This window comes from Shewanella septentrionalis, from assembly GCF_025370265.1.
Classification (GTDB): Bacteria; Pseudomonadota; Gammaproteobacteria; order Enterobacterales; family Shewanellaceae; genus Shewanella; species Shewanella hafniensis.
Map to the genome: position 1 here is coordinate 50,993 of NZ_JAMTCC010000023.1, position 25,835 is coordinate 76,827.

A 25,835-nucleotide genomic window follows, 5' to 3' on the forward strand; every position below is an offset into this window, starting at 1 on the left:
GTGTATCACTGCTCGTGCTTGCTCCTTCATCAATGGCGGAAGAAAAAGTGCTAACTGTGCAAAGCATCCTTGCTAATGCACCAAAACCCCATGAGGTTGAATTTGCCCGTAAGGGTGTCGCAGAAACAAGCATAGAGAATGCTTGGGAGCGGCCATGCCCATATAACAGTTCTCGCTTGCTCTTTGACGATTCGGGCGATATTGACTTAGACGAAATTCATCTCCGTTGTCTCCGCTGGCAAGACTGTAAGACGATGGGAGCTTCAGCGAGTCAGTTTACTGAAGGTTTTTTCAAGCACCATAAAACGGGGGAGAAAATCCCTCAGCAGTGGAAACAAGATGGCGAAGACTTGGCCAAGAATGACGCAGAATTTGGTGGCGGTTCGGGGCACTCTTATAACTACGCCTTGAAGTTTGCTGAAGAAAACTGGCGCTTGTTTGAAGGGCGCAGTCCTAGCGAAGCTGACAAACTCGTTAAAAAGCAATTCTGGCAATGGTGCGCGATCGAACCTTTATCTATTTGGAAAAGTAAACTCGATGATTAGGATTGATATGTATTTCAACTTCTTATCAACAGTGACTTAGGTGCAAAAATGCGATTCAGAACAAGGTTATTTCAAGCAAAACTTTTACTTTGTGTCTCGCTGCTCAGTGCCGCCTCTATTTCCATTGCAGAGGAAAAAACTGGCTATGACTTGTTATTGGAGATGCTTCCTAAGCCCCATGAGATTGAACTGGCGCGCAAAGGTGTGGCCGAAGCCAATATCGATAAGCCTTGGGAACGAGCTTGCCCCTACAGTGAATTAAGTGGCACAGCTGAAGACGAGGACGAGTATTTCTTTCGCTGCCAACGTTGGAACGACTGTGTGTCGGCAGGCGCTTCGGCCAGTATCTACAGCGAGGCGTTCTTCCAGAATCATCTACGACAACCTAACGATCAGGTGCCCTGGGAGTATTACAGAGATGGCAGCATATTTCTTCTTGAGCCATCCGATTTCGAGACTGTCTCCGGTCACTTGAGACAGTATGCCCTGAAATCTGCAGAGGAAAATTGGCGCTTGTTTGAGGGGCGGGATGCTGCCACGGCAAGTGACATGGTGGAAACGAAATTCTGGCAATGGTGCTCCGCCGAACCTTTGACTTTATGGAAGGCAGAGTATCAATAGCAGGCGTCACCACACCCAAGCAACAAATAAAATGTGAATAAAGGCTGAGCTTTCAAGCATCGCCATCGGCTTTACTATGCTCTCAATATCGGAAGAGTTCACGGCGTGCGCCACTCGAAGGACAGAAACCACGGTCAAGGATTGAGCCATGCAAGTGTTCTACCGCTACCTGTTATACAGAGTCGCAGCAAAAACTGATTTAAGTAGATTCCCTCACCGACAGGCAGGATACGCCAGCGTCCTTTTTCTGGCGATATTTGCCGCAATTGGTTTGGCGGTATTTTCTTTGTATGACTCAGGTGTGGTCGCGACCGAGCGGGTGCGATTACAGAACACGGCCGACAACGTTGCCTACAGTACCGCCACCATGATTACCCGCGATATGAATGTTATCGCCATCACCAATCGGGCCATGGTTGCTAATCAAATTGCCATCGGCCAGGTCGTAGCGCTCGCGTCATGGACGAATATGATCCACGAGTTCACCGGAAATCTTGAAACCATCGGTGACTGGATCCAATGGATCCCCTATGTCGGACCTATCATAGAAAAGCTGACTGAAGTCATGCACAAAGGTACCACAGTGCTGAGAAATGCCATCAAGACTGGCGGTGGCCCCTTTATCTTAGCCCAAGACCAGCTCATTACATTGCTGGCAGGGCTGCAACGCGTTAACCATGAGGCGACGCTGGCATCAGGGATCAGTTTATATAATGAAGCCATCAAGCTTAACGACCCAGATGTTCAGGCCAGCCCCTTGGTCAACGCATACAACTTTGGCAAGTTCATTCAAGCCTATCGCGGTTCAACCCATTACTTCGAGCGCCGACAGATCCGCAATGAATCTTTGACTGCTCAGCGATTTGCGGAGTTTGGCAACGTGGTAAACGACTCCCGTGATCGCATGATGGCGAATCGTGGCTATAAGGTGGGGCCGCGCATTCCAGTGCCAATCGGATGTGATGGTCCTATTACCGGAAGAATTTGGGCGGAAAAATACGGCGGCACCGACTTTACCGTGACCAAGAATAACCGTGAATATCAGTGGAGCTGGACCTCACTGGATACATTCAGTTTTTGGCACAAATATCGCCGTGGGACTTTCTGCCATAAGACCAGAACCCGAGAGTTTTCACCGTTGGGGTGGGGCGCTGCTCATGCACTGGATAAGGAACTGCGCAGTGACAGATACACCTATGGAGATCGCAGGGGCGTTGCGGAGAAAGCCTTTCCACACAACGGTGAATGGAAGGCCGTTAACTACAATAACGACAACAATCGTCAAGCTTGGTCAAATGCCTGGCGCAATAACAGCGCGGCCAGCGGGGTATACCGCCCAACCTGGCACCAGGGTGAAAGTAAGGGGGACATTGATTATAACCTTCGAAAAACAGAGGGCCTGAGAACTTTCCTAGACTTCAAAGCTGACACAAAAACTGATATCGGCCCCGAGTTTACTGTACTACTGAAAAAAGACGAATCGAAAATGCCAACCCGTAAGACGCTGGATGGCTGGAATACCAAGGCAGACAGATCGGATAAGTACAAAATTGAAGAAAAGGGCGGCATGCCTGACCAGCAGTTGTTTGCCTTGGCGTCGGCGGTCCCTATTTTCTCCAGACCCGACGAAGTAAAGTCCCGCAGTAATAAGCCCTGGATGATCAAATGGTCCAGACAGGACAAACTCAGAGAGTTCGGCAATCTGTATAACCCATTCTGGCAGACCCGCTTACAGAAGAGTGATGACAACCTTATTAAGATGTTGATTGGTTTGGGGGTTATTTCATGAAGTCCCTGAAACAACGTGGCGGCGTACTAGCCGAGTTTATTGTCATTAGTGGTTTTGTACTGATGCCGTTAGCGTTGCTGTTGCCCATGGTGTTCAAACACGTGGAAAACCGTCAAATGACGGAACAGGCGGCACGTTATGCCGTCTGGGAACGGGTGGCGTATTTCCAAAGCAAACCCAAAAACCGCGATATGGACACGCCGGTTAAAACTGATATTCAAATCAGTAACGAGATCCGCAATCGCGTGTTTGCCGATAAAAATGCAGCCATTTATTTGAGGCAAAATACCAATCAGGTGCAGGAAACGTTAAACCCCGTGCTGCAGGTAAAAGATCAGACCACGCGTAAGTGGGTAACCTTATTTGAAGAAGATAAAAACAAAGCCGGTTTTTATCACAGCAGCCAAACCAACGAGTCAGGGCTTCCCGGTGACTTTTCCAAGGTATCGACCGCGGTTGGCAAGGTGCTCTCCATCGCACCTAACATGGAGCTCAGTAACAAAGGCTTCTATCGGGTCAATGTCAGCAGCAAGTTACGCAGTTTTAAGTGGTTTCCTGAGCTTAGTGATAAGAGTCTGGCGATGACTCGCCAGGGGGCCTTGCTTACCGAAGGCTGGATGATTGGTGGGCCTGTCGCAGCGAAACGTGAGCTTAAGTATCTGGTGCCCATTGGCGCATTCGCCGAGAAGCTGGGGCTGGAGAAACTGATGAAACTCTTGTCTGTATTGCCCATTGCCGAGGAGCTGGGGTGGCTGGATTTGGCCAAGATTGAGCCGGATGCGGTTCCCTGTGTCAGGCTTGGCGCCTACGATAGCAAGGGGAGTGTCAGTACACCTGCTAATTGTGAGAGGCATTTAAAAGCCAAATTACAAGAGTTAGGGCACAGGAGAAGATGATGATGCGGAGCATAGTGTTAGCCTTGCTGATTGCCTTTGGTACTCAGGCGCAGGAAAGCGTGCAATTTCCCATTCCCAAGTTTTTTAAGTTGCAGGTGGTTGCTGACGATCTGGTTTTTAATGGCGTCGATATGTCGATTACCGGTTTTGACACCAATAAATCTCCCGAGGATATTTATCAGTTTTATCATGATGCCTGGCGGGGTGAAATCAGGGAGTCGGCCTTTGGCGACTGGATTATCTATTCCCACCTCAAAGATGGATTACTTTATACGGTGCAGTTCCAACAACTGGATAAGCTGCGTATCTCCGGCACTCTGGCCATTTCCAACTTGCCATCTATGGAAAAAAAACGGCTGAAAAACTTGGGAGAAGGCTTTCCCATGGCGCGTAATACCAAGGTTGCCAACGATATCAAGGCTTACGATGGCCTGCGTGAATCACGGCATTTATTACTGGTCAACAAGATGTCTGTGACGTCGAACATGGTGTTTTACAAGTCGGCCTTAACCGGGCAAGGCTGGATATTGCAACATGGAGAATCAGCTTCTTCAGAAGGTGAGGCCCTACTTTTTGCTAAGGACAACAGCACCCTAAATTTGGCTATGACCAACAGAGATGGTCAAACCTTCATTCAGGCGATAAGGATAGACAACTAATGAAAAGGCAGCGTGGATTTGGCGTAACGGAATATGCACTGGGCATTGTGGTGTTAGTGACGATTTTCTTTATGCCTTACAAAGACAACAAATCGATAGCCAATATGCTGATTGATGCAGTGAAGCAGGAGCATGCTGGCTACATCTATGCGCAAACGTTAAGTCAATTTCAGGTGACGTCACTCAAGGCGTCGACAAACGTTAATCCAGCCCCTAAAGCGAAAACGGAATTAGAAAGCTTTAACAAGTAAAGGAGTCACTTGTGTCTTTCCAAAAATCTAAAAGCAGTTGGTTAATGCTGACTATTGCAGTACTTGTCGCAATAGCCGCGTTCTGGCTGTCAAATAACTATTTAAAAAATAAAGAAGAAATATTAAAGAACCAAATCGTACAGGAGGAAGCTGAAACAGTTTCTGTAGTGGTTGCATCCAGACCAGTACAAATAGGCGAAATCATCAGCTCGGACAATATGGCGGTCGCCGATATGCCAGCAGCGTTCGCTTCGGCATCCGCTGTCGCGCCAGGTGATTTTGATTATTACAACGGCCAAGTAGTGAAGCACGATATGTCACCCGGAGAGCCTTTGCTGACCCACTATGTCTCGGGCCTTGGTATTGAAAGCTTTTCAGATCTACTCGGTGAAGGCGAACGTGCCGTGACATTGCAAATCGATGAAATCAATTCAGTTTCAGGAATGACCTTACCGGGGGATATCGTTGATCTCATGTTGGTCACCGAAGTTGACCCTGAAGGAGAAAGTACCGACAAGATCACTCAAATCCAGCCACTTTTGCAAAGCGTTCGAATTCTGGCTGTGGATGACATTTCTCTGGTTTCACCCACTCAGGACTTTGTGCTTCATGGCGTTGGCAAAGGCTCCCTCGAATACTCGTCAATCACAGTCGGTGTGAAATATCAAGACGCGGCAAAGCTTGTACTGGCCAAAGAGGTCGGTGAGATAGCCTTCATGCTGCGAAACCGCTCAGACGAGCAGCGACTGGCCAAAACGATGTTCGACAGCAAACAGTTAGCGTCTGAAGTCAACAGTGAAGGGCAGTACCAGCTTTATACCTTATCCAGTACGTCCGGTGGCGGCCTAAAACCGGTAACCGTATCCATTGCAAGCCCGAGCACAAAAACGGGTGAACTCAGTCTTTTGAAATACAACGCTTCCTCTCAGGCAGTTAAGAATTAGGTGACAAGGATATGTTTTTTAAGCGCGTAAATGTGGTGGTGTTCTTGCTTGGATTGGTATTGGCTCAATCGACCTTGGCAGCACCGGCAAAACAATACATTGAGCTGTACATGGGACAGGTAAAAACCATCCAGGTTGGAAAAATTAAGCGAATTGCTGTGGGTATGGATACCGTTCTTGGTGCCAGTGTGATGGACAATGGCGAGTTGCTTCTTATCCCCAAAACTCCGGGATCCACTGAACTGCACGTCTGGAAGGCTGGCGAACGTAAACTTACGGTCACTGTGGATGTGTTGCCGGCACAAGCCAGTAAAATCCTGAAAGAGCTTCGCTCAATTTTCCGCACCTTTGAGCATGTCAGCTTCCGTCACGAGAGCGGGATCATTCTGGCAGAAGGGAAAATCCGTCCTGAGGATGCAACCTTATTCCAGGGAACGCTGGGGAAGTTTCCCGGCGTCATCTCCATGGTCAGGGCCGAGCAGATTGAAATCAAAGATATGGTCAAAATGCAGGTCAAGGTGCTTGAGATAAACAAAAACAACGGTCTGCAGTTCGGTATCAACTGGGATAATGCCATCAGTGGCCCCTCCCTGGCTCTGGTGACCAATTTCAAACCCAACGACTATTACGTATTCGGTTCTGACGGCAATAAGCTGCTGGAACTCTTTGATGGCACCCTACCTATTTCATCATCCAAAGCTTATGGTTACGGCGGCATAGCCACCGGTATTAACTCCATAATTAATCTGCTTAAGGAGCAAGGTACTGCCCGTATTTTGGCAGAACCTTCCCTCAGTACGCGCAGTGGGGAGAAAGCCAGTTTTCAATCAGGAGGTTCTTACCCACTCGCGGTGTTAAATGAGTTTGGTCAGCCCGTAGTAGAAATGCAGGACTATGGTATTCAACTGGATATTGAGCCGGTTATCGACGAACAGGGCAATATTATTTCTACCGTTCGGGCGGAAATGAGCTCCATCGACTTCTCCACCGTGGTACAGGGAGTTCCAGGTTTGCTAACACGCAATACCGAGTCGGTGGTCAATATGAAAGCTGGCGAAACGCTGGTGATTTCAGGCCTTATCAAGATGGAAGACAGTCGTAGCTACGAAAAGCTGCCACTGCTGGGGGACATTCCTATTTTGGGGGAGCTCTTCACCTCTCGTAATTTCCAGGAAGGACGCAGCGAGCTGATCATTCTGGTCACACCTACAGTAGCCAAAGTTGATGTACCGCTCCCTGAAGACATTCAGCAGAATTTGACGGAAATGGAAGGTACCGAAGTTGATGTACCGACCTCAGATTGGTTATTAGAGTGAGGTGGAGTGATGTTTCAACTGCATATTCAAACTAACAAAGGCACCCGGGTTGCAGATAAGATTTGCCAGGAAGCAAGCTGTATTTTGGGTAAAGACGACTCTTGCTTTGTACAGCTACATGGCTGGCGAATTGGCAAGGAGCACATTCGCTTCACTCGTACCGATGATGGCCTGTTTGTCAGTGAGTTAACCCCAAGAAGTGGTCTCAGGGTCAATGGCAATGCTGTCGAGACCTACGGTCCGCTGCAGCCAGAGGATTTGATTGAGCTGCACTCTTACCAAATAACGGCCAAAAATCACACCAAGCTCAAAACTAATTCCGATTCAGCTCCCGTGGCAACGGCGACGGACTTGACTGACACCGCCAAGGTGCAGGAGGTCCCGCCGCCACAAAAGCTGCAAGTAAAAGAGCCTGTTGCTGCGGATAGCGATCACTCCACTCTCGTCAGAGAATGGCGTAGCAAAATCCATCAGGAATTACTTAAACAAATGGATTTACGTCGTATAAACGTGAATACCATGACGGATGAGGAACTGCGTACTTTCACTGACACTATGATTGGCGGTATTGTGGCGCAGATGGAAGATTTTCCGGCAGAGCTCAACAGGCAAAAAGTCTCTGATCAGGTGCTCAACGAAGCGGTTGGCCTTGGTCCGCTGGAGTCTTTGTTGGCGATGGAGGACGTCAGTGAAATAATGGTGAACGCTGCCGATGAAATCTTCTATGAGAAAGCAGGACGCATTACCAAATCAGACGTGACCTTTACCGATGATCGCTCTGTGTTGGCGGCGATTGAGCGAATTGTAACACCGCTTGGACGGCGTATAGATGAAAGCTCACCCACTGTGGATGCCCGACTGAAAGATGGTTCACGGGTAAATGCGGTGATCCCCCCCATTGCGCTGAAAGGCCCCTGTATCACCATTCGTAAATTTATGAAGGAGCGACTCACCGCTCAGCATTTGGTGAATTTTAACACCCTGAGCCCAGCCATGGTGCAATTTCTGAATATGGCGGTGAAGCATAAGCAAAACATCATCATCTCTGGCGGAACCGGCTCAGGTAAAACCACACTTTTGAATGTACTATCCAACTTTATTCCGGTGCACGAACGGGTTATCACCGTAGAGGATGCCGCGGAACTCAAGTTGACCCAGAGTAACCTTATTTCACTCGAAGCTAGGCCATCAAACCAGGAGGGTAAGGGGGAAGTGCCGATTAGGGAGTTGGTGAAAAACTGTTTGCGTATGCGTCCAGACCGGATTGTGGTGGGTGAGTGCCGTGGTGGCGAAGCCTTGGATATGTTGCAGGCAATGAACACAGGCCACGATGGATCACTCAGCACGGCTCACGCCAACAGCCCCAGAGATTGTATTTCACGTTTGGAAGTGATGGTGATGATGGCTGGGGTGGATCTGCCGATTTTGGCTATTCGTGAGCAGATCTCATCGGCTGTTAACTTGATTGTACAGCAAACCCGTTTTGCCTGTGGTTCGCGCAAAATTATCAGTATCTGTGAAGTTGCCGGAGTCGAAGGCAATCGTATCCAGCTCGGTGAAATATTCCGATTCCAGCAGAACGGTTACGGCGAAGATGGCAAGGTGAAAGGGGAGTTTGTCTCTACCGGCATAGTGCCGCAGTTTTATGAAGAGCTTGCGAAACGTGGACTGGAAGTGGATATGGATATCTTTTCTCCCAGCGCCAAGGTTAAGGACTTGGCACTATGATTTCTGAAATTGCGCTGGTTGCGGCGTTTTTCTCACTGTCAGCCGGGGTCTTTACCTGGCTTTTGGTGCGGGTGGTTTCCAATGCCGCTGTCAGCTATCGGCGGAACTTCACGGCACAGGCCAAGATCAAGCTGTCAGATCTGTTCCTGACCATCGAGCCAGAAAAGCTGTTCATGCTAAACCTAGCGGCCGTGGTGCTGGTTTTCGTTTTCACTTTTTTCCTGACTGGTAATCTCATCCCCGCTGCCTTAATGGCTGTTTTAGTGGGGGCGTCTCCAGCCGTGATTTTCTCGATACTGCGAAAGCGACGGCAACAGGCCTTTATCAATCAATTGCCAGACATGTTGCAGGGAACATCGACGGCAATGCGATCAGGCGCCAGTTTGAATCAGGCTCTGGAGTCTGTTATTTCGGAATCCAGCGACCCGATCAAGCAGGAGTTTGATTTGTTCCTGCGGGAAGTGCGTGTAGGGGTGAGCTTCAACGAAGCGCTGGACAATCTTTACATGCGCATTCCGCTAATGGATCTGAACCTGGTGATCTGTGGGATGAAAATCTCCCGGGAAATCGGCGGCAATCTGGCTGAAACCCTTGAACGTATGGCAAATACCTTGCGCCGCAAATTGGAGATGGAAGGCAAGATTGATGCGCTTACAGCTCAGGGGCGAGCACAGGGCTATGTGATGACAGGACTGCCAATCTTGCTGGGATTGGTCCTGTATCAAATGGAACCGGAGCAGATGTCGCTGCTGTGGACGGAATGGTATGGCTGGGTGGTGATATCCATCGTAGTTGTACTTGAAATTATTGGATTTTTCTTTATCAGAAAAATCGTCAGCATAGATGTGTAATTGCGATGACCTTTATTATTTCATTAGCTATCAGCATCGCCATTTTCATCGGATTCATAGCCTTTGGGCGTATTGTCAGTTTTGTGAAAAAGGCCGACAGGCAATATATGGATCCGCTGCCGCCGCTGATGAGGCTCAGTTGGCCAGTAATCAATTTTCTGTCCCATTACTTCGGTGACTTACTCTCGGTGGAATACATCGAGCAAAGCAAAATTAAACTGAGACGGGCAGGTCTTGCTTACTTGGTAACGGCTCAACAGTTTTTTGCGCTTAAGCTATTGTCAGCATTCATGTTTATGCTGTTTTCCTGGCTATGCTTTCTGATGTTGGGCAAGCCTGCTGGTATCGTCCCGCTGGCGTTTTCACTGTTCGGTTTCATTTTTCCTGAAATCAATCTCAACGACCGTAAAAAGAAGGTCGAAAAGGAGATTGTGCGCCTGTTACCAGTCTATCTCGACTTCATTACTATGGCGGTTGAAGCTGGGATGAATCTTAACAGTGCTCTGATGCAGGCCGTTGAAAAGGGTCCCCCAGGGCCACTGAATCATGAGTTTCAAAAGGTGCTTCGGGATATTAAAGCCGGCGTTGGGAAAATTGAGGCACTGCGGAATATGAGCGAACGCCTGGATATTCGTGAAATACGCAGCCTAGTGTCATCCCTTTCCCATGCAGAAAAAAGTGGTTCAAGCGTGGGCGAAACCTTGAGGATCCAATCTGAGCAACGACGCACTGAACGTTTCCAGCGTGCCGAAAAGCTGGCGATGCAAGCGCCTGTAAAACTGGTGGGACCTTTGGTGCTATTCATCTTTCCCACCACCTTTATTGTGCTGTTTTTCCCTATCGCAACACAGCTGTTCGAGCTGTTTTCTAAAGGGGGATAAATGCAACTTAAATCTTTGTATTTAGGTGAACGAGCGCTGCTGAATAGGGTGTTTTTACCGCGCAGTTTTTGGCAACGCGCCAGAGGCTTGTTGGGTAAGCCGCCTTTGCTGGAGGATGAAGGTTTTTTGTTCAACGATTGCCGCGCGATCCACATGTTTGGTATGCGATATGCGTTGGATATTGTCTTTGTGGATGGCGAACTGAAGATTTGTAAATTGGTGCCTGATCTGGCGCCGTGGCAGATGGCGTACTGCGCCGATGCCGAACACACATTGGAATTGGCCTCGGGCAGTGTCGGTCGTCTGGAACTGGCGCTCGGGCAACAACTGGAATTGAGATAGTAATGAAGCTAATCGTACTGATATCACTTTGCATTCTGCTAACAGCTTGTGCCGCGGCACCGAACAAGCCACAGACCGATGTATCCTTCACTGACAGACTGAAAGTCGCCGAACAGGCCTACACAGAAGCCCGTTTCACCGACGCTGAAACCCTGTACCTACAGCTAACTCAGACTAATCCAGAGTATAAAGAGTCCTGGTTTAAGCTTGGGAATATCTATGCCCGTCAGGGACGATATGAGGCTTCGATTCGTTGCTATGAGAAGGTGTTGGCACTGGACAGTCAGGATGGCAAAGCCTGGTTTAACCTAGCAGTAGTTAAACTCAATCAATCACGGCAAATTCTGCAGCAGGCCGAACAAATTCTTGCGCCAGACACCTTGGAACTAAAGCAAATCAAGCTGTTGACGCAATCCCTTAATCAGGTTTCCAAGGGGAATTAACGTGAAACGGTATTTCAGTGGTCAAAGCCTGACAGAGTTTCTGGTGCTGATGCCAATTTTCTTCCTGGTGTTGTGTGGAATATTGGAATTTACCTATATCTATCGCGCCAAAACCACCTTGAATACTGCGACATTTGAAGCAGCCCGTGCGGGTTCTCTTAACAACGCTCAGCTTGACCCAATGCGCGAAGCACTGCGTAAAGGCATGGTGCCTTTATATATGCAGGGCGGAACCGGGACCCTGAAAATGGGAGAAGCTTATATCAAGGTCAGGCTAGATGAAGCCGCGATGAATAAGGCATCCGCAACCGTCACCATAGTTCATCCCACAATTGCCGTTTTTGACACCTTCAAAGTGAAACGTAAAACAGCCTTGGTGAACGATACTACTGATAAGGAGCGCTGGATTATTCCCAATGACAGTTTGCTCTACCGTTCAGCCAAAAAAGAAACCGTTAAAATTGCCGGAAAAAACGAAAGCCTGAATATTCAGGATGCCAACTTACTGAAAGTTAAAACACTTTGGTGCTACAAACTGAAGGTGCCGATTTTACGCGAACTCTTGGTTTCAAGCCTGGGGTGGTTTGGTTCTCCTGAGCAAAGAGCATGTAACGCGCTTGGCGCATTAGGTGGGCCGCGACTGGCGCTAAGTTCGCAGTCAACAATCAGAATGCAGTCACATATAGTATCTGATGGAAATTTGAAATAATAGGAATGGTTATGAACATCAAATCGCTTTTGGGTTTGTTTCTCTTAGGTAGCGCATTTGCCACACAAGCAGCATCACTCAGCGAATATCGGTTTAAAGGGGCAGAGCTGTTCAGCAACGAAAGTAAAGTTCTGATCAATAGAGAGGTTCCTCTTGGGCCTCTTACATTTGCCCATCAGGAAAACAGCGAACGTACTGAAGGATATTACCCTGAGAAGGCCGTGCGGATTAACGGTCAAGCAAAAGTGCGGATATTTGACTTCAGTCGACAATATTCAGCATTTAACGTAGCGCAATTGCTTGAGGATTTGTTGAATCAAAGGGGTTATGCGATTCGCTACCGTTGTCAGGAAATATCCTGTGGAGACTTAATAGGTTGGCGAGCTTCATTATCCCGCTTTATCGACGGTGTTGATAATAGTCAGCAGGTAATTGTTGCCAGTAAAATGAATAACAATCTGTCGGCCTCATATATTGTTGGTCACGTAACAGATATTGACTCCCAACCTCGTCTGGTGATGGAAGTTATCGAGACGGAGGCCCCCATAAAGAGCGCGCCGAATAAAGCGTTAACGCTTAATTTCGACGTAAACTCTGCTGAGTTAACAGAGACGCAAAAACATCAGGTCGCCAGTATTGCAGAAGTCATTCAACGTGACAGCACAGGCAAATATAAAATCACCGGGTTTGCTGATAGTCAGGGGGATGAAGCGTCAAATCTCATATTGTCCGAAGCGCGAGCCCACAGTTTGGCAAAGCTGCTGGTCGATCAGTATGACATCCCTACTGAAATAGTTGATGTGCAGGGGGTAGGTGAAGCTCATCCACTCAAAAGCAATAATTCCTTTGGTGGCCGGGCGGCAAATAGACGAGTTGAACTGATACCTGTCAGGCTGTAAATGTAACGGGCGTCGTTGATTCTATATAACCTTGAGATGAATTCTATTTCCAGAGTATTCTTTTAGCTTTAATATCAATTACTTGTAATTAGCGCACCCACGTAGTACATGGAGTGTGTTAAATGAATCAAATCCTCAAAGCGGCTTTCTTCTGCCTGTTTTGACTTAAGGATATCTAAGGCTGTTTTGGTCCGGAGCCCACGTTTATTCTCAGTTTCCAATGTTGGAGTGTCTCGGCGATAAGATGCTTATCTCGCTGACTGCTCTGTATTTGAATACATGGACGACCAAACGCTGCTCGAAGCTTTTAAGCCCTGCAGCGAACAGGTGATGCTTGACCTTAAAACAAGGACGAGCAGGCCTAATATTTTCGCACTTTCCCAGATATCTCACTTTAAAAATGTTGAGAATCCCCTAGAATAGATAGTTCCATGACAAAACCCGACAAATGAGTTGCACTCCACATGTTCGCCAATATTCTTCTAACACTTTGAATCGTTTTACATTTTTAGTTTCTGTATCGGGAAATAACTAACCTATTAGTTCCATATAAATCAGCCCATACAATATGGGCTGATTTTTTATCTACAACCGAATATTTCCATCCATCTTCATGATTCGACGTGGCGGTAATGATCTTGCATTTGATAGGACCTTGCATAAAGCGCAAATATCAATGCAGCCAAGATGGCAAAACCTGCGAAAAAAAACATCTGAAATGCGGTAATGCTGATCCCTGTCTGGGCAATTTGTTCGGTCACCGCTGGGCTTTTCACACTGACGTTCGCCAATAACACCCATAAGTTACCGACAGTCACAGATAAGGTCCAAAAACTCATGATAGTGCCTTTCATAGCTTTAGGCGCTTGACTGTAGGCAAACTCTAGCCCTGTGGCTGAAACTAATACTTCACCAAAGGTGAGCAAAGCATAGGGCACAATCTGCCAAAATATTGATAATGCTGAGCCGCCATCCATCACCAATTGAATGCTACCAACGACTATCCAACTCACTCCCGTGATGGCAATCCCTGCCCCCATTTTACGCAAAGCAGTTAACTTTATCCCCATGCGCTCAATCGCCGGATATAACACAAAGTTATTAAATGGGATCAGTAACATAACTAATAATGGGTTTAACGCTTGCATCATGGCAGGTTCAAACCATGCCGGTTTTGACATGTCATTGGCTTGCAATATCCAAGTGGACGCTTTCTGATCGAACAAAGACCAAAAGGGAGTCACTAACGCAAATAAGATTAAGATCCGTAGTACTGAACGCACCCCATCAACGGCGATATCCGGATGGATCACCCTAGCCCGTTCGAGTTGCAATGAAGCCCCTGCGCCAACAAATCCCATCACAAGCACTAACGCACAGCACAAACCAGCAACGAAACCTAAGGTTGGAATATTGACTAAGGCATACGCTGCAGAAATGATCCCAACTAAAGCTAACACTAAACCTATGTTGGCTTGACCAGCGATTTTAGTGAGCAATGCGGTACGAATAACGGGTAAAAAACCATGAGGATTTTTCGGCTCGGGTGGCATATGCACATAACGTTTGCGACCTAACCAGAAGAACACAGTTGCAATAAACATCAAGACACCAGGGATCCCAAATGCGACCGCAGCACCATAATATTTCAATAGTAATGGCATAGATAACGAGGCAAAGAAGGAGCCAAAATTAATCGTAAAATAAAACAGATCAAACGCTTTCTGCGCCAATGTTTTATTGGTTTGATCAAATTGATCTCCCATAAAGGAAGAAACCAAGGGCTTAATCCCACCCGATCCGAGCGCAATTAAAAATAATCCCGTATAAAACCCTTGAATGCTGTGTTCAAAAATAGCGAGAAACGCATGACCAACACAGTAAATTAAGCTTAACCATAAGATAGTATTGTATTTACCGAAAAAACGATCAGCAATCCAACCACCGAGTAATGGGAAAAAGTACACTCCAATGACAAAGGAATGGAACACATCCTTAGCCATAGTTCCACGTAGTTCTTCTGGAATAGACAACAAAAGTGCTGTCATCAAGAATGGGGTAAGAATATTCCGCATACCGTAAAAGCTAAAACGTTCACAAGCTTCACTGGCGATGATGTAAGGAATTTGCCGTGGCCACTGGGGCGCATTTACGGGTGTTGTCATAGAACATCCTATTATAATTATTTGATTTAAAATGAAATTAAATTGGTAAATATATTAATTTTGTATCAAGAAGCTAAAGGTAACATGTAAGCCAAACCAACATTATATAAAGGATGCAAAAACTGCAAAAATCACGTATTGCTTCTGTGGTCCGATCCACATTTCCTTTATGATGAACATAATAATAGCCATTGAGCTATCTATTTAATTGAAATTTGTTTTAAAAACAACAACACACTGAGAAATCATAATGGCAAAGATTGAAGTAATAGTTGGCACAACATTGGGCAGTGCAGAGTATGTTGCTGACGAAATGATGGCGCAATTAACGGATCAAGGGCACCAAGTTCAAGTGCATTTAACCCCAACACTGTGCGAAATCGACACCCATGCACTATGGATTATCGTGTCATCTACCCACGGCGCGGGTGATCTTCCAGATAATATCCAGCCCTTTTTCAACGAAATTACCGAACAAAAACCAGATCTCAGCCAAGTGAACTTTGCCTTATGTGCAATTGGCGACTCAAGTTATGACACCTTTTGCCAAGGCCCTGAAAAACTCATTTCAGCGATTCAAGACTGCGATGCAAAAGCCTTTGTGGATAAGATCCAGATCGATGTACAGCTTGATCCTGTGCCAGAAGACCCAGCGCTTGCATGGTTAGCACAATGGCAACAGGATATTTAAGATCGCTTATTGGATAAGGTCGAGATCTATGTACAGTTTAGATCCTATTTATCCACAATTTACTTATTTAAAGTATAAACATGTGGATAAGGTATTATTTAGATCTGATCAACCTCTGTACTATTCACACTCCGATCTGCTTAATGATCCGCCTTGTGGATAAGTAGGCGATCTATCCCCATGTTTAATGGCGTTAGATCGCGATCAGATCACAGGATCAAGATCGCGCTAATTAATGATTTATATACTTAATTTGGGTTATACACAGAAAAATGCGATCTTAATAGTAAACATAATAAGAAGATCTATATAAAGATCTTAAGATCTATTAGTCCGGATCATCTCGATCGATCAAGGTAAAATGATCATTCACCTAGCGCAAAGCAAATGCTAAAATACTCGGCTCGTACTGAGTCTCTTAGCAATTGAAGGTAGTGGCATGCATTTTCATGAACGGTTTGATGTTATTGTTGTTGGTGGTGGTCATGCCGGAACTGAAGCCGCGTTGGCTGCAGCAAGAATGGGATCAAAAACATTATTACTAACGCACAATATCGATACGTTAGGACAAATGTCATGTAATCCAGCGATCGGTGGCATAGGCAAAGGCCACCTAGTGAAAGAAATTGACGCCTTAGGTGGTGCAATGGCGATCGCAACCGATTATGCAGGGATCCAATTTAGAACCTTGAATTCAAGCAAAGGCCCAGCCGTACGAGCAACACGTGCACAAGCTGACCGTGCCTTGTATCGTCAAAAGATCCAAAACATATTACAAAACCAACCTAATTTACGTATTTTCCAACAAGCCGTTGATGACTTAATTGTTGAAAATCATCAAGTTGTTGGCGTAGTAACTCAAATGGGATTAGCTTTTGAATCTCCAGCCGTTGTATTAACAACTGGTACATTCTTAAGCGGCAAAATCCACATAGGATTAGAGAACTACAGCGGTGGCCGTGCAGGCGATCCACCAGCCATTACTTTAGCCAATCGTTTACGTGAATTACCGATCCGTGTAGGCCGTTTAAAAACGGGTACCCCACCACGTATCGATGCAAACACGATTGATTTTTCTCAAATGGCTGAACAGAAAGGCGATTCTCCATTGCCTGTGATGTCGTTTATGGGCGATGTCAGTCACCATCCAAAGCAAATTTCTTGCTGGATTACTCATACCAATGAGAAAACCCATGAAATTATTCGTGGTGGTTTAGATAGAAGTCCAATGTATTCTGGCGTAATCGAGGGTATAGGCCCACGTTACTGCCCATCGATTGAAGACAAGATCCACCGCTTTGCGGACAAATCTTCGCATCAGATCTTCATCGAACCTGAAGGCTTAAATACCAATGAGATCTACCCTAACGGGATTTCAACTAGTTTGCCTTTCGATGTACAGTTAAATTTAGTGCGTTCGATCCAAGGTATGGAAAACGCCGAAATAGTGCGTCCAGGTTATGCGATCGAATATGATTATTTCGATCCAAGGGATCTGAAAAACTCACTAGAAACCAAAACGATCAACGGGTTATTCTTCGCTGGCCAAATAAACGGTACTACAGGTTATGAAGAAGCCGGTGCTCAAGGTTTATTAGCGGGCATGAATGCGTCTTTGCAAGTGCAAGGCAAAGAAGCTTGGTGTCCACGCCGTGATGAAGCGTATCTTGGGGTGCTGGTTGATGATCTGTCGACTCTAGGTACCAAAGAACCGTACCGCATGTTTACTAGCCGTGCCGAATATCGCTTATTACTCCGTGAAGATAACGCCGACATTCGCTTAACGGCCAAAGGTCGCGAACTTGGTTTAGTCGATGACACTCGCTGGGCGGCATTTAGTCAGAAGTTAGAATCCATTGAACTTGAACTGCAAAGACTGCGTGGCCAATGGGTGCATCCAAATTCACCTTTGATCCATGCGTTGAATCCACATTTGAATACGCCGATCTCGCGTGAAGCGTCATTTGAAGAGTTACTGCGTCGTCCAGAAATGGATTACAGCAAGTTAATGCAAATTGAAGGTTTTGGTCCTGGACTTGAAGATCCACAAGCGGCTGAGCAAGTTCAGATCCAAGTGAAGTACTCTGGCTACATTCAACGTCAACAGGAAGAGATCAACAAAGCCGTGCGTAATGAGAACACAGGCTTACCTTTGACGCTCGATTACAAAGAAGTACCGGGCTTGTCGAACGAAGTGATTGCAAAGTTAAATAACCACAAACCTGAAACCATAGGTCAAGCATCACGGATCTCTGGTATTACCCCTGCGGCTATTTCAATTTTGTTGGTTCACCTTAAAAAGCGTGGCTTATTACGTAAGAGTGCGTAAAAGCTAGCTTAATCGCTGCTTAGGTCATAGAAGGGAAGCATTCAGGCTTCCCTTCATCGTTTTCGGGCTTCATAATAGCCTTCGCGTTCATAATCGTATCTTTGTTGAGGTTGCTCCGTGTTATCTGCCCAGTTAGAGGCTTATTTAGCCGAAATTAATTTGCCCGCAACCGCCGAGCAAAAAAAACAACTAATTGATTTTGTTGGCATGCTCAACAAATGGAATAAAGCCTATAACCTGACATCGGTGAGAGATCCCGAAGCCATGTTGATCCGCCATATCATGGACAGCTTAGTGGTTTCAAAACATCTACAAGGTGAACGTTTTATCGATGTAGGCACAGGACCTGGTTTACCTGGGATCCCGTTAGCGATTATGAATCCCGATAAACAATTTGTGTTATTGGACAGCTTAGGTAAACGCATTCGTTTTCAAAAACAAGTGTCCTTTGAACTAGGCATACATAACATCAGTTCGGTTGAAAGCCGCGTAGAAGCTTATCAACCAGAGCAAAAATTTGACGGCGTATTAAGTCGTGCATTTGCTTCAATCCAAGATATGCTCACTTGGTGCCATCATTTACCCGCCGAACATGGGCAGTTTTATGCGCTTAAAGGCCAGTTAAATGATGAAGAAATGCAACATATTCCAAGTGGATTTGCAGTGAAAGAAGTCATCGAACTTAAGGTGCCTAAACTCGATGAACAAAGACATTTATTGAAAATAATCAAAGAATAACAGGCTTGAAAGTGATGAGTAAATCATTTTTAGGTAAGGGCAATAAACCAGCATTTACATACAGGGTGATATTGTGGGTAAAGTGATTGCCGTGGCTAACCAGAAAGGTGGCGTAGGAAAAACAACTACTTGCGTTAACCTCGCCGCTTCGTTAGCAGCAACAAAACGTAAAGTATTATTGATCGATCTCGATCCCCAAGGTAATGCCACTATGGGTAGTGGTGTCGATAAATACGAGGTCGAAAATACGGCCTACGAATTATTGGTCGAAGAAAAAACCTTCGACGAGATCGTCATTAAAAACACTGCGGGTAAGTATGATCTGATCGCCAGTAACGGCGATGTCACAGCGGCAGAGATCAAACTGATGGAGTTTTTTGCGCGTGAAATCCGTTTGCGTAACGCGCTCGCACCGATAAAAGATCAATATGATTATATCTTTATCGACTGCCCTCCTTCATTGAACATGTTGACGGTGAACGCTATGTCAGCGGCCGACTCTGTGCTCGTGCCTATGCAGTGCGAATACTATGCCCTAGAAGGCTTAACGGCGCTGATTGATACCATCACTAAGCTTGCCGCTATGGTTAACCCTGGGCTTGGCATTGAAGGCATTTTACGCACTATGTACGATCCGCGTAATCGTTTGTCTAATGATGTGTCCGATCAGCTAAAACAGCATTTTGGTGACAAGGTATATCGTACTGTGATCCCACGTAATGTGAGGCTGGCTGAGGCGCCAAGTTTTGGTGCGCCTGCTATGTATTACGATAAATCGAGTGCCGGCGCTAAGGCGTATCTCGCGCTTGCGGGTGAAATGATCCGTCGTTCAGAACAACAAACTCAGGCTAAGCAAGCGTAAAGGATCACCATGACGTTAAAGAAAAGAGGATTAGGCAAAGGGTTAGATGCCCTACTGAGTAACAGCCATGCCGCCAGTAAAAAACACACTGACGAAGCTAATGTTGTCGATAAAAAAGAAGAGCTTATCCATCTCGATTTAGACTTATTACAACCGGGTAAGTATCAACCTCGTAAAGACATGTCTCCCGAAGCGTTGGAAGAACTGGCGCACTCTATCCGCAATCAAGGCATTATTCAGCCCATCGTTGTGAGACAAGTGGCAAACGACATGTATGAGATCATTGCGGGCGAACGTCGCTGGCGTGCTTCTCAACTTGCTGGCTTAAATAAAATTCCCTGCATAGTCAAACAAGTACCCGATGAGGCCGCCGTTGCTATCGCTTTGATTGAAAACATCCAGCGTGAAGATTTAAATGCCATGGAAGAAGCCATAGCATTACAACGTTTAATGCAAGAATTTGAACTGACTCACCAACAGGTTGCCGATGTTGTGGGAAAATCCAGAGCGAGTGTATCTAACTTGTTACGTTTAAACGGCTTAAATGAGCCAGTAAAACGTCTACTCGAGTATGGCGACATCGATATGGGTCATGCTCGCGCTTTGTTAGCAATTGAGGGAGAAGAACAAACAAATCTTGCGAGATTAGTGGCCGCTAAGGAATTAACCGTTCGCGAAACTGAACGATTAATTAATCAAACCTTAAATCCGCCTAAACAAGCCGAAACTACGACTAAAGATCAAGATGTTTGTCGTTTAGAGCAGCAGTTAATTGAAAGATTAGGTGCCAAGGTTTCTATCGCTCATAGCAGTAAGGGCACAGGTAAAATTGTAATTAACTATCAGAATCTGGCTGAATTAGACGGAATTCTTAGTAAAATTCATTAATGTCTGTAGATTAACAGTTTTTAATGTAAATTTGTGACAGATGCTAATCTTACATTTTAACTCGTTTGGCGCTAGATCACGTTAAAAGTGTTGTTTTTCCTTATCTCAAAGTTGCAATGAAGGCGTGAAAAGGTATACTTTCGCAAGCTTTTTGTGCATCGACATAAATACGGGTATTTGTCATCCGGTCATCGAAACAAAAAGTATGAATGCGGAGAGGATGAATTGAGTAAGGTTTTAGCGCGTCGTGGCCGGTGGTCAGCCTATAAATTGGTGATGATGCAGGCGGCGGTCGCTGGGGGTGCTTCAATTCTCTTTTTCGCCGTGTGGGGAGTTCAGTTTGGCTATTCTGCGTTAGCAGGTGGTTCAATCGCTGTGCTCCCTAATTTTGTATTCGCAACCCTCGCTTTCTCCCACACGGGAGCAAGTTCAGCTGCAAAAGTCATAAAGACTTTTTACTGGGGGGAAGCGGTAAAGTTGCTGTTAACCATCGCAATGTTTTCGTTTGTATTTATCAATATTAAGGTCGCTTTTATGCCGCTTTTTGTTTGTTATGTGCTGACGCTAATCGTGCATTGGACAGCTCCTTTATACTTCAAGCAAAGTTAAGTGGGATGAATCATGGCTGCAACTGGTGAAGCGTTAACACCGCAGGGCTATATCCAACATCACCTTACCAACTTAAGTGTTGGTGAAGGCTTTTGGACATGGCACATTGATTCGTTGTTCTTTTCGGTTGGTCTTGGTGTTCTGTTCCTGTGGATTTTCCGCAGCGTTGGTAAAAAAGCGACTTCCGGTGTTCCTGGCAAACTGCAATGTTTTGTTGAGATGATCGTTGAGTTCGTAAATAACAGCGTGAAAGAAAGTTTTCATGGTCGCAATGCTCTGATCGCACCTTTAGCTCTGACCATTTTTGTATGGGTATTCATGATGAACTTCATGGATATGATCCCGGTAGATTGGCTGCCTCACGCAGCAAGTTTAATGGGTATTCCATATCTTAAAGCGGTTCCGACGACTGACGTTAACATTACCTTTAGCTTAGCTATTGGTGTGTTCGTGCTGATTATTTTCTACAGCATTAAGGTCAAAGGTGTGTCTGGGTTTGTTAAAGAACTGACACTACAGCCCTTTAACCATAAGGCAATGATACCCGTCAACCTCCTATTAGAGACAGTTACTTTGATAGCTAAGCCAATTTCATTGGCATTGCGACTCTTTGGTAACTTGTACGCAGGTGAGTTGATCTTCATCCTTATTGCGCTGATGTATGGTACCAACTTGTTATTATCTACCCTAGGTGTGACTCTGCAACTGGGTTGGTTAATATTCCACATTTTGGTTATCACACTGCAAGCGTTTATCTTCATGATGTTGACCATTGTTTATTTAAGCATGGCGCATGAAGATCATTAAGGATTGCTGAAGAAATTTTAAACTAAATCATCAACTAATATAGATTTAGATACTGGAGATACAGATGGAAACGATTTTAGGCATGACAGCTATCGCTGTTGCTCTGCTGATTGGTATGGGTGCTCTTGGTACTGCAATCGGTTTCGGCTTATTAGGCGGCAAGTTCTTGGAAGGCGCTGCGCGTCAACCAGAAATGGCTCCTATGCTACAAGTTAAAATGTTCATCGTAGCGGGTCTTCTTGACGCCGTAACTATGATCGGTGTTGGTATCGCATTATTCATGCTGTTTACCAACCCACTGGGTGCAATGCTGTAAAAAACGCTTCTGTCTTAACTCTAAATAGGAGGCTGTTGTGAATTTCAACGCTACCCTAATCGGTCAGACGGTCGCCTTTATGATCTTCGTGTGGTTTTGCATGAAGTTTGTATGGCCCCCTTTGATGAATGCCATCGAAGAGCGCCAAAAAAGGATTGCTGACGGTCTAGCTGATGCTGATCGTGCGGTAAAAGACCTGGAGTTGGCACAAGCGAAAGCGACTGACCAACTAAAAGAAGCCAAGGTAACGGCTAATGAAATTATTGAGCAAGCTAACAAGCGTAAAGCTCAAATAGTTGAAGAAGCCAAAACCGAAGCAGACGCTGAGCGTGCTAAAATCATCGCTCAGGGTAAAGCAGAAATTGAAGCTGAACGTAATCGCGTCAAAGAGGATCTGCGTAAGCAGGTTGCTACTCTTGCCATCATGGGTGCTGAGAAGATCCTTGAGCGTTCTATTGATCCAGCCGCCCACAGTGACATAGTTAATAAACTAGTCGCTGAAATTTGATAAGGGAGTTGAGTTATGGCTGAATTAACCACCATCGCTCGCCCTTACGCAAAGGCAGCTTTTGACTTTGCTATTGAACAAGATGCAGTGGATTCATGGGCAGAAATGCTTACGTTTGCCGCATTGGTGAGTGAAAACGAAACCATGCAACCACTGTTAGCTGGCTCTTTAGCCAGCACTAAGCTCGCAGCACTCTTTATTAGTGTGTGTGGTGAGCAAGTCAATGTGCAAGGTCAGAACCTGATAAAGGTAATGGCTGAAAACGGTCGCTTAAAGGTACTACCTGCTGTATCTCAGTTATTTACTGAATACCGTAATGAGTGGGCAAAAGAAGTGGAAGCCGATGTGGTTTCTGCAACTGAGCTGAGCTCTGAACAACAACAGCAGATTAGTATTTCTTTAGAGAAACGTCTCGCACGCAAAGTTAAGCTGAATTGCAGCACTGACGCCGCGCTCATCGCCGGTGTAATCATTAAGACAGGAGACCTAGTCATCGATGGCTCGGTCCGCGGTAAATTATCGCGTCTGTCTGATAAGCTGCAGTCGTAATTGGGAGTTTGAGCATGCAACTGAATTCCACTGAAATCAGCGATCTGATTAAGCAGCGGATCGAGCAGTTCGAAGTCGTTAGCGAATCTCGTAACGAAGGTACTATCGTTGCGGTAAGTGACGGCATCATCCGCATCCACGGCCTAGCCGACGTGATGCAAGGTGAGATGATCGAACTGCCTGGTAACCGTTTTGCAATCGCGTTGAACCTTGAACGTGATTCTGTCGGTGCCGTAGTAATGGGTCCTTATGCTGATTTAGCAGAAGGCGTAAAAGTGAAAACGACTGGCCGTATTCTGGAAGTTCCAGTTGGCCGCGGTCTTCTTGGCCGCGTTGTTAACACACTAGGTGAGCCAATTGACGGAAAAGGACCTATCGATAACGATGGTTACTCGCCAATTGAAGTTATCGCACCAGGTGTTATTGAACGTCAGTCTGTTGATCAACCAGTTCAAACTGGTTACAAAGCCGTTGATGCCATGATCCCTATCGGTCGTGGTCAACGTGAATTGATCATTGGCGACCGTCAAACTGGTAAAACAGCGATGGCGATCGACGCAATCATCAACCAGAAAAATTCTGGCATTAAATGTGTGTACGTTGCGATTGGCCAAAAGGCTTCTACTATCGCTAACGTAGTGCGCAAGCTAGAAGAACACGGTGCTTTGGCTAACACTATCGTTGTTGTTGCAACTGCTTCTGAAGCTGCTGCTCTGCAATACTTAGCGCCATATTCTGGTTGTTCTATGGGTGAATACTTCCGTGACCGCGGTGAAGATTCTTTGATCGTATACGATGATTTGTCTAAGCAAGCAGTTGCTTATCGTCAGATTTCGTTACTGCTCAAGCGTCCACCAGGCCGTGAAGCTTACCCAGGTGACGTATTCTATCTACACTCACGTTTACTAGAGCGTGCATCACGCGTTAACGCGATTTATGTAGAGAAGTTCACTAAAGGTGCAGTAACTGGCAAAACTGGTTCTTTAACCGCGTTGCCAATTATTGAAACGCAAGCGGGTGACGTTTCTGCATTCGTACCGACCAACGTAATTTCTATTACCGATGGTCAGATCTTCCTTGAGACCGATCTGTTTAACTCTGGCCTACGTCCAGCGGTTAACCCAGGTATTTCTGTTTCTCGTGTTGGTGGTGCGGCTCAGACTAAGATCATCAAGAAACTGTCTGGTGGTATTCGTACCGCACTAGCACAGTATCGTGAGCTTGCTGCGTTCTCGCAATTTGCATCTGATCTTGACGATGCAACACGTGCTCAACTTGAGCATGGTGTGCGTGTTACCGAACTGATGAAGCAAAAGCAATATGCTCCAATGAGCGTAGCCGCTCAAGCTGTGTCTATTTTCTCAGCTGAAAAAGGTTACCTGAAGAGTGTTGAGCTGAACAAGGTCGGTAATTTCGAAGCCGCTCTGCTCTCGTTCATGAACAGCGAGCATGCTCCTTTAATGAAGCTTATCAATGATACTGGCGATTATAGCGCTGATATCGAAGCTGAATTAAAAGCTGGCCTCGACAAGTTCGTAGCAACCCAAACCTGGTAACAATGATAGAGGTGTCTTAAGACACCTCAGGTCCAGATTGGAGAGTAGAGATGGCCGGCGCTAAAGAGATTAAAACCAAGATCGCGAGTGTGAAAAACACTCAGAAGATCACGTCCGCCATGGAAATGGTGGCAGCCAGCAAAATGCGCAGAGCGCAGGAACGCATGGCTGCGAGCCGTCCATATGCGGAAAGCATGCGTAAGGTGATCGGTCACGTAGCGCAAGGTTCTCTCGAGTATAAACACCCCTATTTGGAGGTGAGAGAGGCTAAGCGGGTTGGTTACATTGTTGTAGCAACCGACCGTGGCCTTTGTGGTGGTCTGAACGTTAACCTTTTCAAGAAGGTTGTCGCAGACGTGAAAAGCTGGAAAGCCCAAGGTGCAGAATTTGAATTTTGCCCAATTGGCGCACGTAGTGTGCAGTTTTTCAAAAGCTTCGGTGGACAAGTGTCTGCTCACGCTTCAGGTTTAGGCGATGCTCCAAAGCTCGCTGACTTGATCGGGACAGTCGGTGTCATGCTAGAAGCTTACAACGAAGGCAAGCTGGATCGTCTGTACGTGGTATTTAACAAATTTGTGAATACTATGACGCAGACTCCTGTGATCGAGCAGCTGCTACCTTTGCCTAAATCAGAAGATGATGAAATTGCTCATCGTTGGGATTATATCTACGAGCCAGATCCAAAAGCACTTTTGGATACCTTATTGGTTCGTTATGTAGAATCTCAGGTTTACCAAGGTGTTGTTGAAAACATTGCCTCTGAACAAGCTGCCCGTATGGTGGCGATGAAGTCGGCAACTGACAACGCTGGTGAGCTGATTAACGACTTGCAATTGGTCTATAACAAGGCCCGTCAGGCTGCGATTACGCAGGAACTGTCGGAAATTGTTTCTGGTGCCTCTGCGGTTTAGGTTAGGTAACGAATACAAGTTTTAGAGGATTA

General features: G+C 46.0%; 28 protein-coding genes. 27 read left to right on the forward strand and 1 reads right to left on the reverse strand.

Annotation, left to right across the window (positions count from 1 at the left end):
• The first annotated feature begins 56 nt into the window (after positions 1 to 56).
• The 15 genes from NE536_RS14140 to NE536_RS14210 all read left to right on the forward strand — a co-directional run bounded on the left by NE536_RS14140 (position 57) and on the right by NE536_RS14210 (position 12,874).
• Complete coding sequence (locus tag NE536_RS14140; RefSeq protein WP_261273079.1) at positions 57 to 545, forward strand: hypothetical protein; 489 nt, start codon at positions 57 to 59, stop codon at positions 543 to 545.
• A 48-nt stretch (positions 546 to 593) separates the two neighbouring features.
• A complete protein-coding gene (locus tag NE536_RS14145) occupies positions 594 to 1,166 on the forward strand; it encodes a hypothetical protein (RefSeq protein WP_261273080.1) in 573 nt (190 codons plus the stop codon).
• 148 nt (positions 1,167 to 1,314) lie between these two features.
• Positions 1,315 to 2,955 (forward strand): TadE/TadG family type IV pilus assembly protein, encoded by a 1,641-nt coding sequence (locus NE536_RS14150; protein ID WP_261273081.1) that lies wholly within the window; start codon positions 1,315 to 1,317, stop codon positions 2,953 to 2,955.
• Positions 2,952 to 3,851, forward strand: coding sequence for a hypothetical protein (locus NE536_RS14155; protein WP_261273082.1), 900 nt, complete (start codon positions 2,952 to 2,954; stop codon positions 3,849 to 3,851). The genes NE536_RS14150 and NE536_RS14155 overlap by 4 nt, the downstream gene beginning before the upstream one ends.
• 14 nt (positions 3,852 to 3,865) lie before the next feature.
• On the forward strand, positions 3,866 to 4,510 hold the full coding sequence (locus tag NE536_RS14160) for a hypothetical protein (protein ID WP_261273083.1): 645 nt from the start codon (positions 3,866 to 3,868) through the stop codon (positions 4,508 to 4,510).
• Positions 4,510 to 4,761, forward strand: a complete 252-nt coding sequence (locus NE536_RS14165) for a hypothetical protein (RefSeq protein WP_259523898.1) — start codon at positions 4,510 to 4,512, stop codon at positions 4,759 to 4,761. Before NE536_RS14160 ends, NE536_RS14165 begins: the two co-directional genes overlap by 1 nt.
• 11 nt (positions 4,762 to 4,772) lie before the next feature.
• Positions 4,773 to 5,705, forward strand: coding sequence for a Flp pilus assembly protein CpaB (cpaB, locus tag NE536_RS14170; RefSeq protein ID WP_261273084.1), 933 nt, complete (start codon positions 4,773 to 4,775; stop codon positions 5,703 to 5,705).
• 11 nt (positions 5,706 to 5,716) lie between these two features.
• On the forward strand, positions 5,717 to 7,021 hold the full coding sequence (locus NE536_RS14175; protein WP_259523900.1) for a type II and III secretion system protein family protein: 1,305 nt from the start codon (positions 5,717 to 5,719) through the stop codon (positions 7,019 to 7,021).
• Positions 7,022 to 7,030: 9 nt separating this feature from the next.
• Complete coding sequence (locus NE536_RS14180; protein ID WP_261273085.1) at positions 7,031 to 8,749, forward strand: TadA family conjugal transfer-associated ATPase; 1,719 nt, start codon at positions 7,031 to 7,033, stop codon at positions 8,747 to 8,749.
• Positions 8,746 to 9,600, forward strand: a complete 855-nt coding sequence (locus NE536_RS14185; protein WP_261273086.1) for a type II secretion system F family protein — start codon at positions 8,746 to 8,748, stop codon at positions 9,598 to 9,600. Before NE536_RS14180 ends, NE536_RS14185 begins: the two co-directional genes overlap by 4 nt.
• A 5-nt stretch (positions 9,601 to 9,605) precedes the next feature.
• Positions 9,606 to 10,481, forward strand: coding sequence for a type II secretion system F family protein (locus NE536_RS14190; RefSeq protein ID WP_261273087.1), 876 nt, complete (start codon positions 9,606 to 9,608; stop codon positions 10,479 to 10,481).
• Positions 10,482 to 10,823 carry a DUF192 domain-containing protein gene (locus NE536_RS14195; RefSeq protein WP_261273088.1) on the forward strand — a complete coding sequence of 114 codons (342 nt, stop codon included), beginning with the start codon at positions 10,482 to 10,484 and terminating at the stop codon, positions 10,821 to 10,823.
• Between the two features lie 2 nt (positions 10,824 to 10,825).
• Positions 10,826 to 11,266 carry a tetratricopeptide repeat protein gene (locus NE536_RS14200; protein ID WP_261273089.1) on the forward strand — a complete coding sequence of 147 codons (441 nt, stop codon included), beginning with the start codon at positions 10,826 to 10,828 and terminating at the stop codon, positions 11,264 to 11,266.
• Between the two features lies 1 nt (position 11,267).
• Positions 11,268 to 11,975 carry a TadE/TadG family type IV pilus assembly protein gene (locus tag NE536_RS14205; protein ID WP_261273090.1) on the forward strand — a complete coding sequence of 236 codons (708 nt, stop codon included), beginning with the start codon at positions 11,268 to 11,270 and terminating at the stop codon, positions 11,973 to 11,975.
• Positions 11,976 to 11,986: 11 nt separating this feature from the next.
• Positions 11,987 to 12,874, forward strand: a complete 888-nt coding sequence (locus NE536_RS14210) for an OmpA family protein (protein WP_261273091.1) — start codon at positions 11,987 to 11,989, stop codon at positions 12,872 to 12,874.
• A 611-nt stretch (positions 12,875 to 13,485) separates the two neighbouring features.
• Here NE536_RS14210 and NE536_RS14215 read toward each other — a convergent pair.
• Positions 13,486 to 15,039, reverse strand: a complete 1,554-nt coding sequence (locus NE536_RS14215) for a POT-type proton-dependent oligopeptide transporter (RefSeq protein ID WP_261273092.1) — start codon at positions 15,037 to 15,039, stop codon at positions 13,486 to 13,488.
• Between the two features lie 250 nt (positions 15,040 to 15,289).
• Here NE536_RS14215 and mioC point away from each other — a divergent pair, with 250 nt between their 5' ends.
• From mioC to atpG, 12 genes are all read left to right on the forward strand, one after another.
• Entirely contained in the window at positions 15,290 to 15,730 is a 441-nt protein-coding gene (gene mioC, locus NE536_RS14220; protein ID WP_261273093.1) for an FMN-binding protein MioC, read from the forward strand.
• Positions 15,731 to 16,169: 439 nt separating this feature from the next.
• A complete protein-coding gene (mnmG, locus tag NE536_RS14225) occupies positions 16,170 to 18,059 on the forward strand; it encodes a tRNA uridine-5-carboxymethylaminomethyl(34) synthesis enzyme MnmG (protein WP_261273094.1) in 1,890 nt (629 codons plus the stop codon).
• Between the two features lie 117 nt (positions 18,060 to 18,176).
• On the forward strand, positions 18,177 to 18,797 hold the full coding sequence (gene rsmG / locus NE536_RS14230) for a 16S rRNA (guanine(527)-N(7))-methyltransferase RsmG (RefSeq protein WP_006083835.1): 621 nt from the start codon (positions 18,177 to 18,179) through the stop codon (positions 18,795 to 18,797).
• Positions 18,798 to 18,870: 73 nt separating this feature from the next.
• Positions 18,871 to 19,659, forward strand: a complete 789-nt coding sequence (locus NE536_RS14235; RefSeq protein ID WP_006083836.1) for a ParA family protein — start codon at positions 18,871 to 18,873, stop codon at positions 19,657 to 19,659.
• Between the two features lie 9 nt (positions 19,660 to 19,668).
• Positions 19,669 to 20,547 (forward strand): ParB/RepB/Spo0J family partition protein, encoded by an 879-nt coding sequence (locus NE536_RS14240; RefSeq protein ID WP_006084765.1) that lies wholly within the window; start codon positions 19,669 to 19,671, stop codon positions 20,545 to 20,547.
• A 225-nt stretch (positions 20,548 to 20,772) separates the two neighbouring features.
• Positions 20,773 to 21,156 (forward strand): ATP synthase subunit I, encoded by a 384-nt coding sequence (locus NE536_RS14245; RefSeq protein WP_126493379.1) that lies wholly within the window; start codon positions 20,773 to 20,775, stop codon positions 21,154 to 21,156.
• A gap of 12 nt (positions 21,157 to 21,168) precedes the next feature.
• A complete protein-coding gene (gene atpB / locus NE536_RS14250) occupies positions 21,169 to 21,963 on the forward strand; it encodes a F0F1 ATP synthase subunit A (protein ID WP_107950087.1) in 795 nt (264 codons plus the stop codon).
• Positions 21,964 to 22,027: 64 nt separating this feature from the next.
• Complete coding sequence (gene atpE / locus NE536_RS14255; protein WP_006083840.1) at positions 22,028 to 22,279, forward strand: F0F1 ATP synthase subunit C; 252 nt, start codon at positions 22,028 to 22,030, stop codon at positions 22,277 to 22,279.
• Between the two features lie 37 nt (positions 22,280 to 22,316).
• A complete protein-coding gene (gene atpF / locus NE536_RS14260) occupies positions 22,317 to 22,787 on the forward strand; it encodes a F0F1 ATP synthase subunit B (protein WP_259516210.1) in 471 nt (156 codons plus the stop codon).
• Between the two features lie 15 nt (positions 22,788 to 22,802).
• On the forward strand, positions 22,803 to 23,336 hold the full coding sequence (gene atpH, locus NE536_RS14265) for a F0F1 ATP synthase subunit delta (RefSeq protein ID WP_006083842.1): 534 nt from the start codon (positions 22,803 to 22,805) through the stop codon (positions 23,334 to 23,336).
• A 14-nt stretch (positions 23,337 to 23,350) separates the two neighbouring features.
• Positions 23,351 to 24,892: a F0F1 ATP synthase subunit alpha gene (gene atpA, locus NE536_RS14270; RefSeq protein WP_006083843.1), complete on the forward strand. Its 1,542-nt coding sequence runs from the start codon at positions 23,351 to 23,353 to the stop codon at positions 24,890 to 24,892.
• A gap of 50 nt (positions 24,893 to 24,942) precedes the next feature.
• Positions 24,943 to 25,803: a F0F1 ATP synthase subunit gamma gene (gene atpG / locus NE536_RS14275; RefSeq protein WP_106648794.1), complete on the forward strand. Its 861-nt coding sequence runs from the start codon at positions 24,943 to 24,945 to the stop codon at positions 25,801 to 25,803.
• The last annotated feature ends 32 nt before the right edge of the window (positions 25,804 to 25,835 follow it).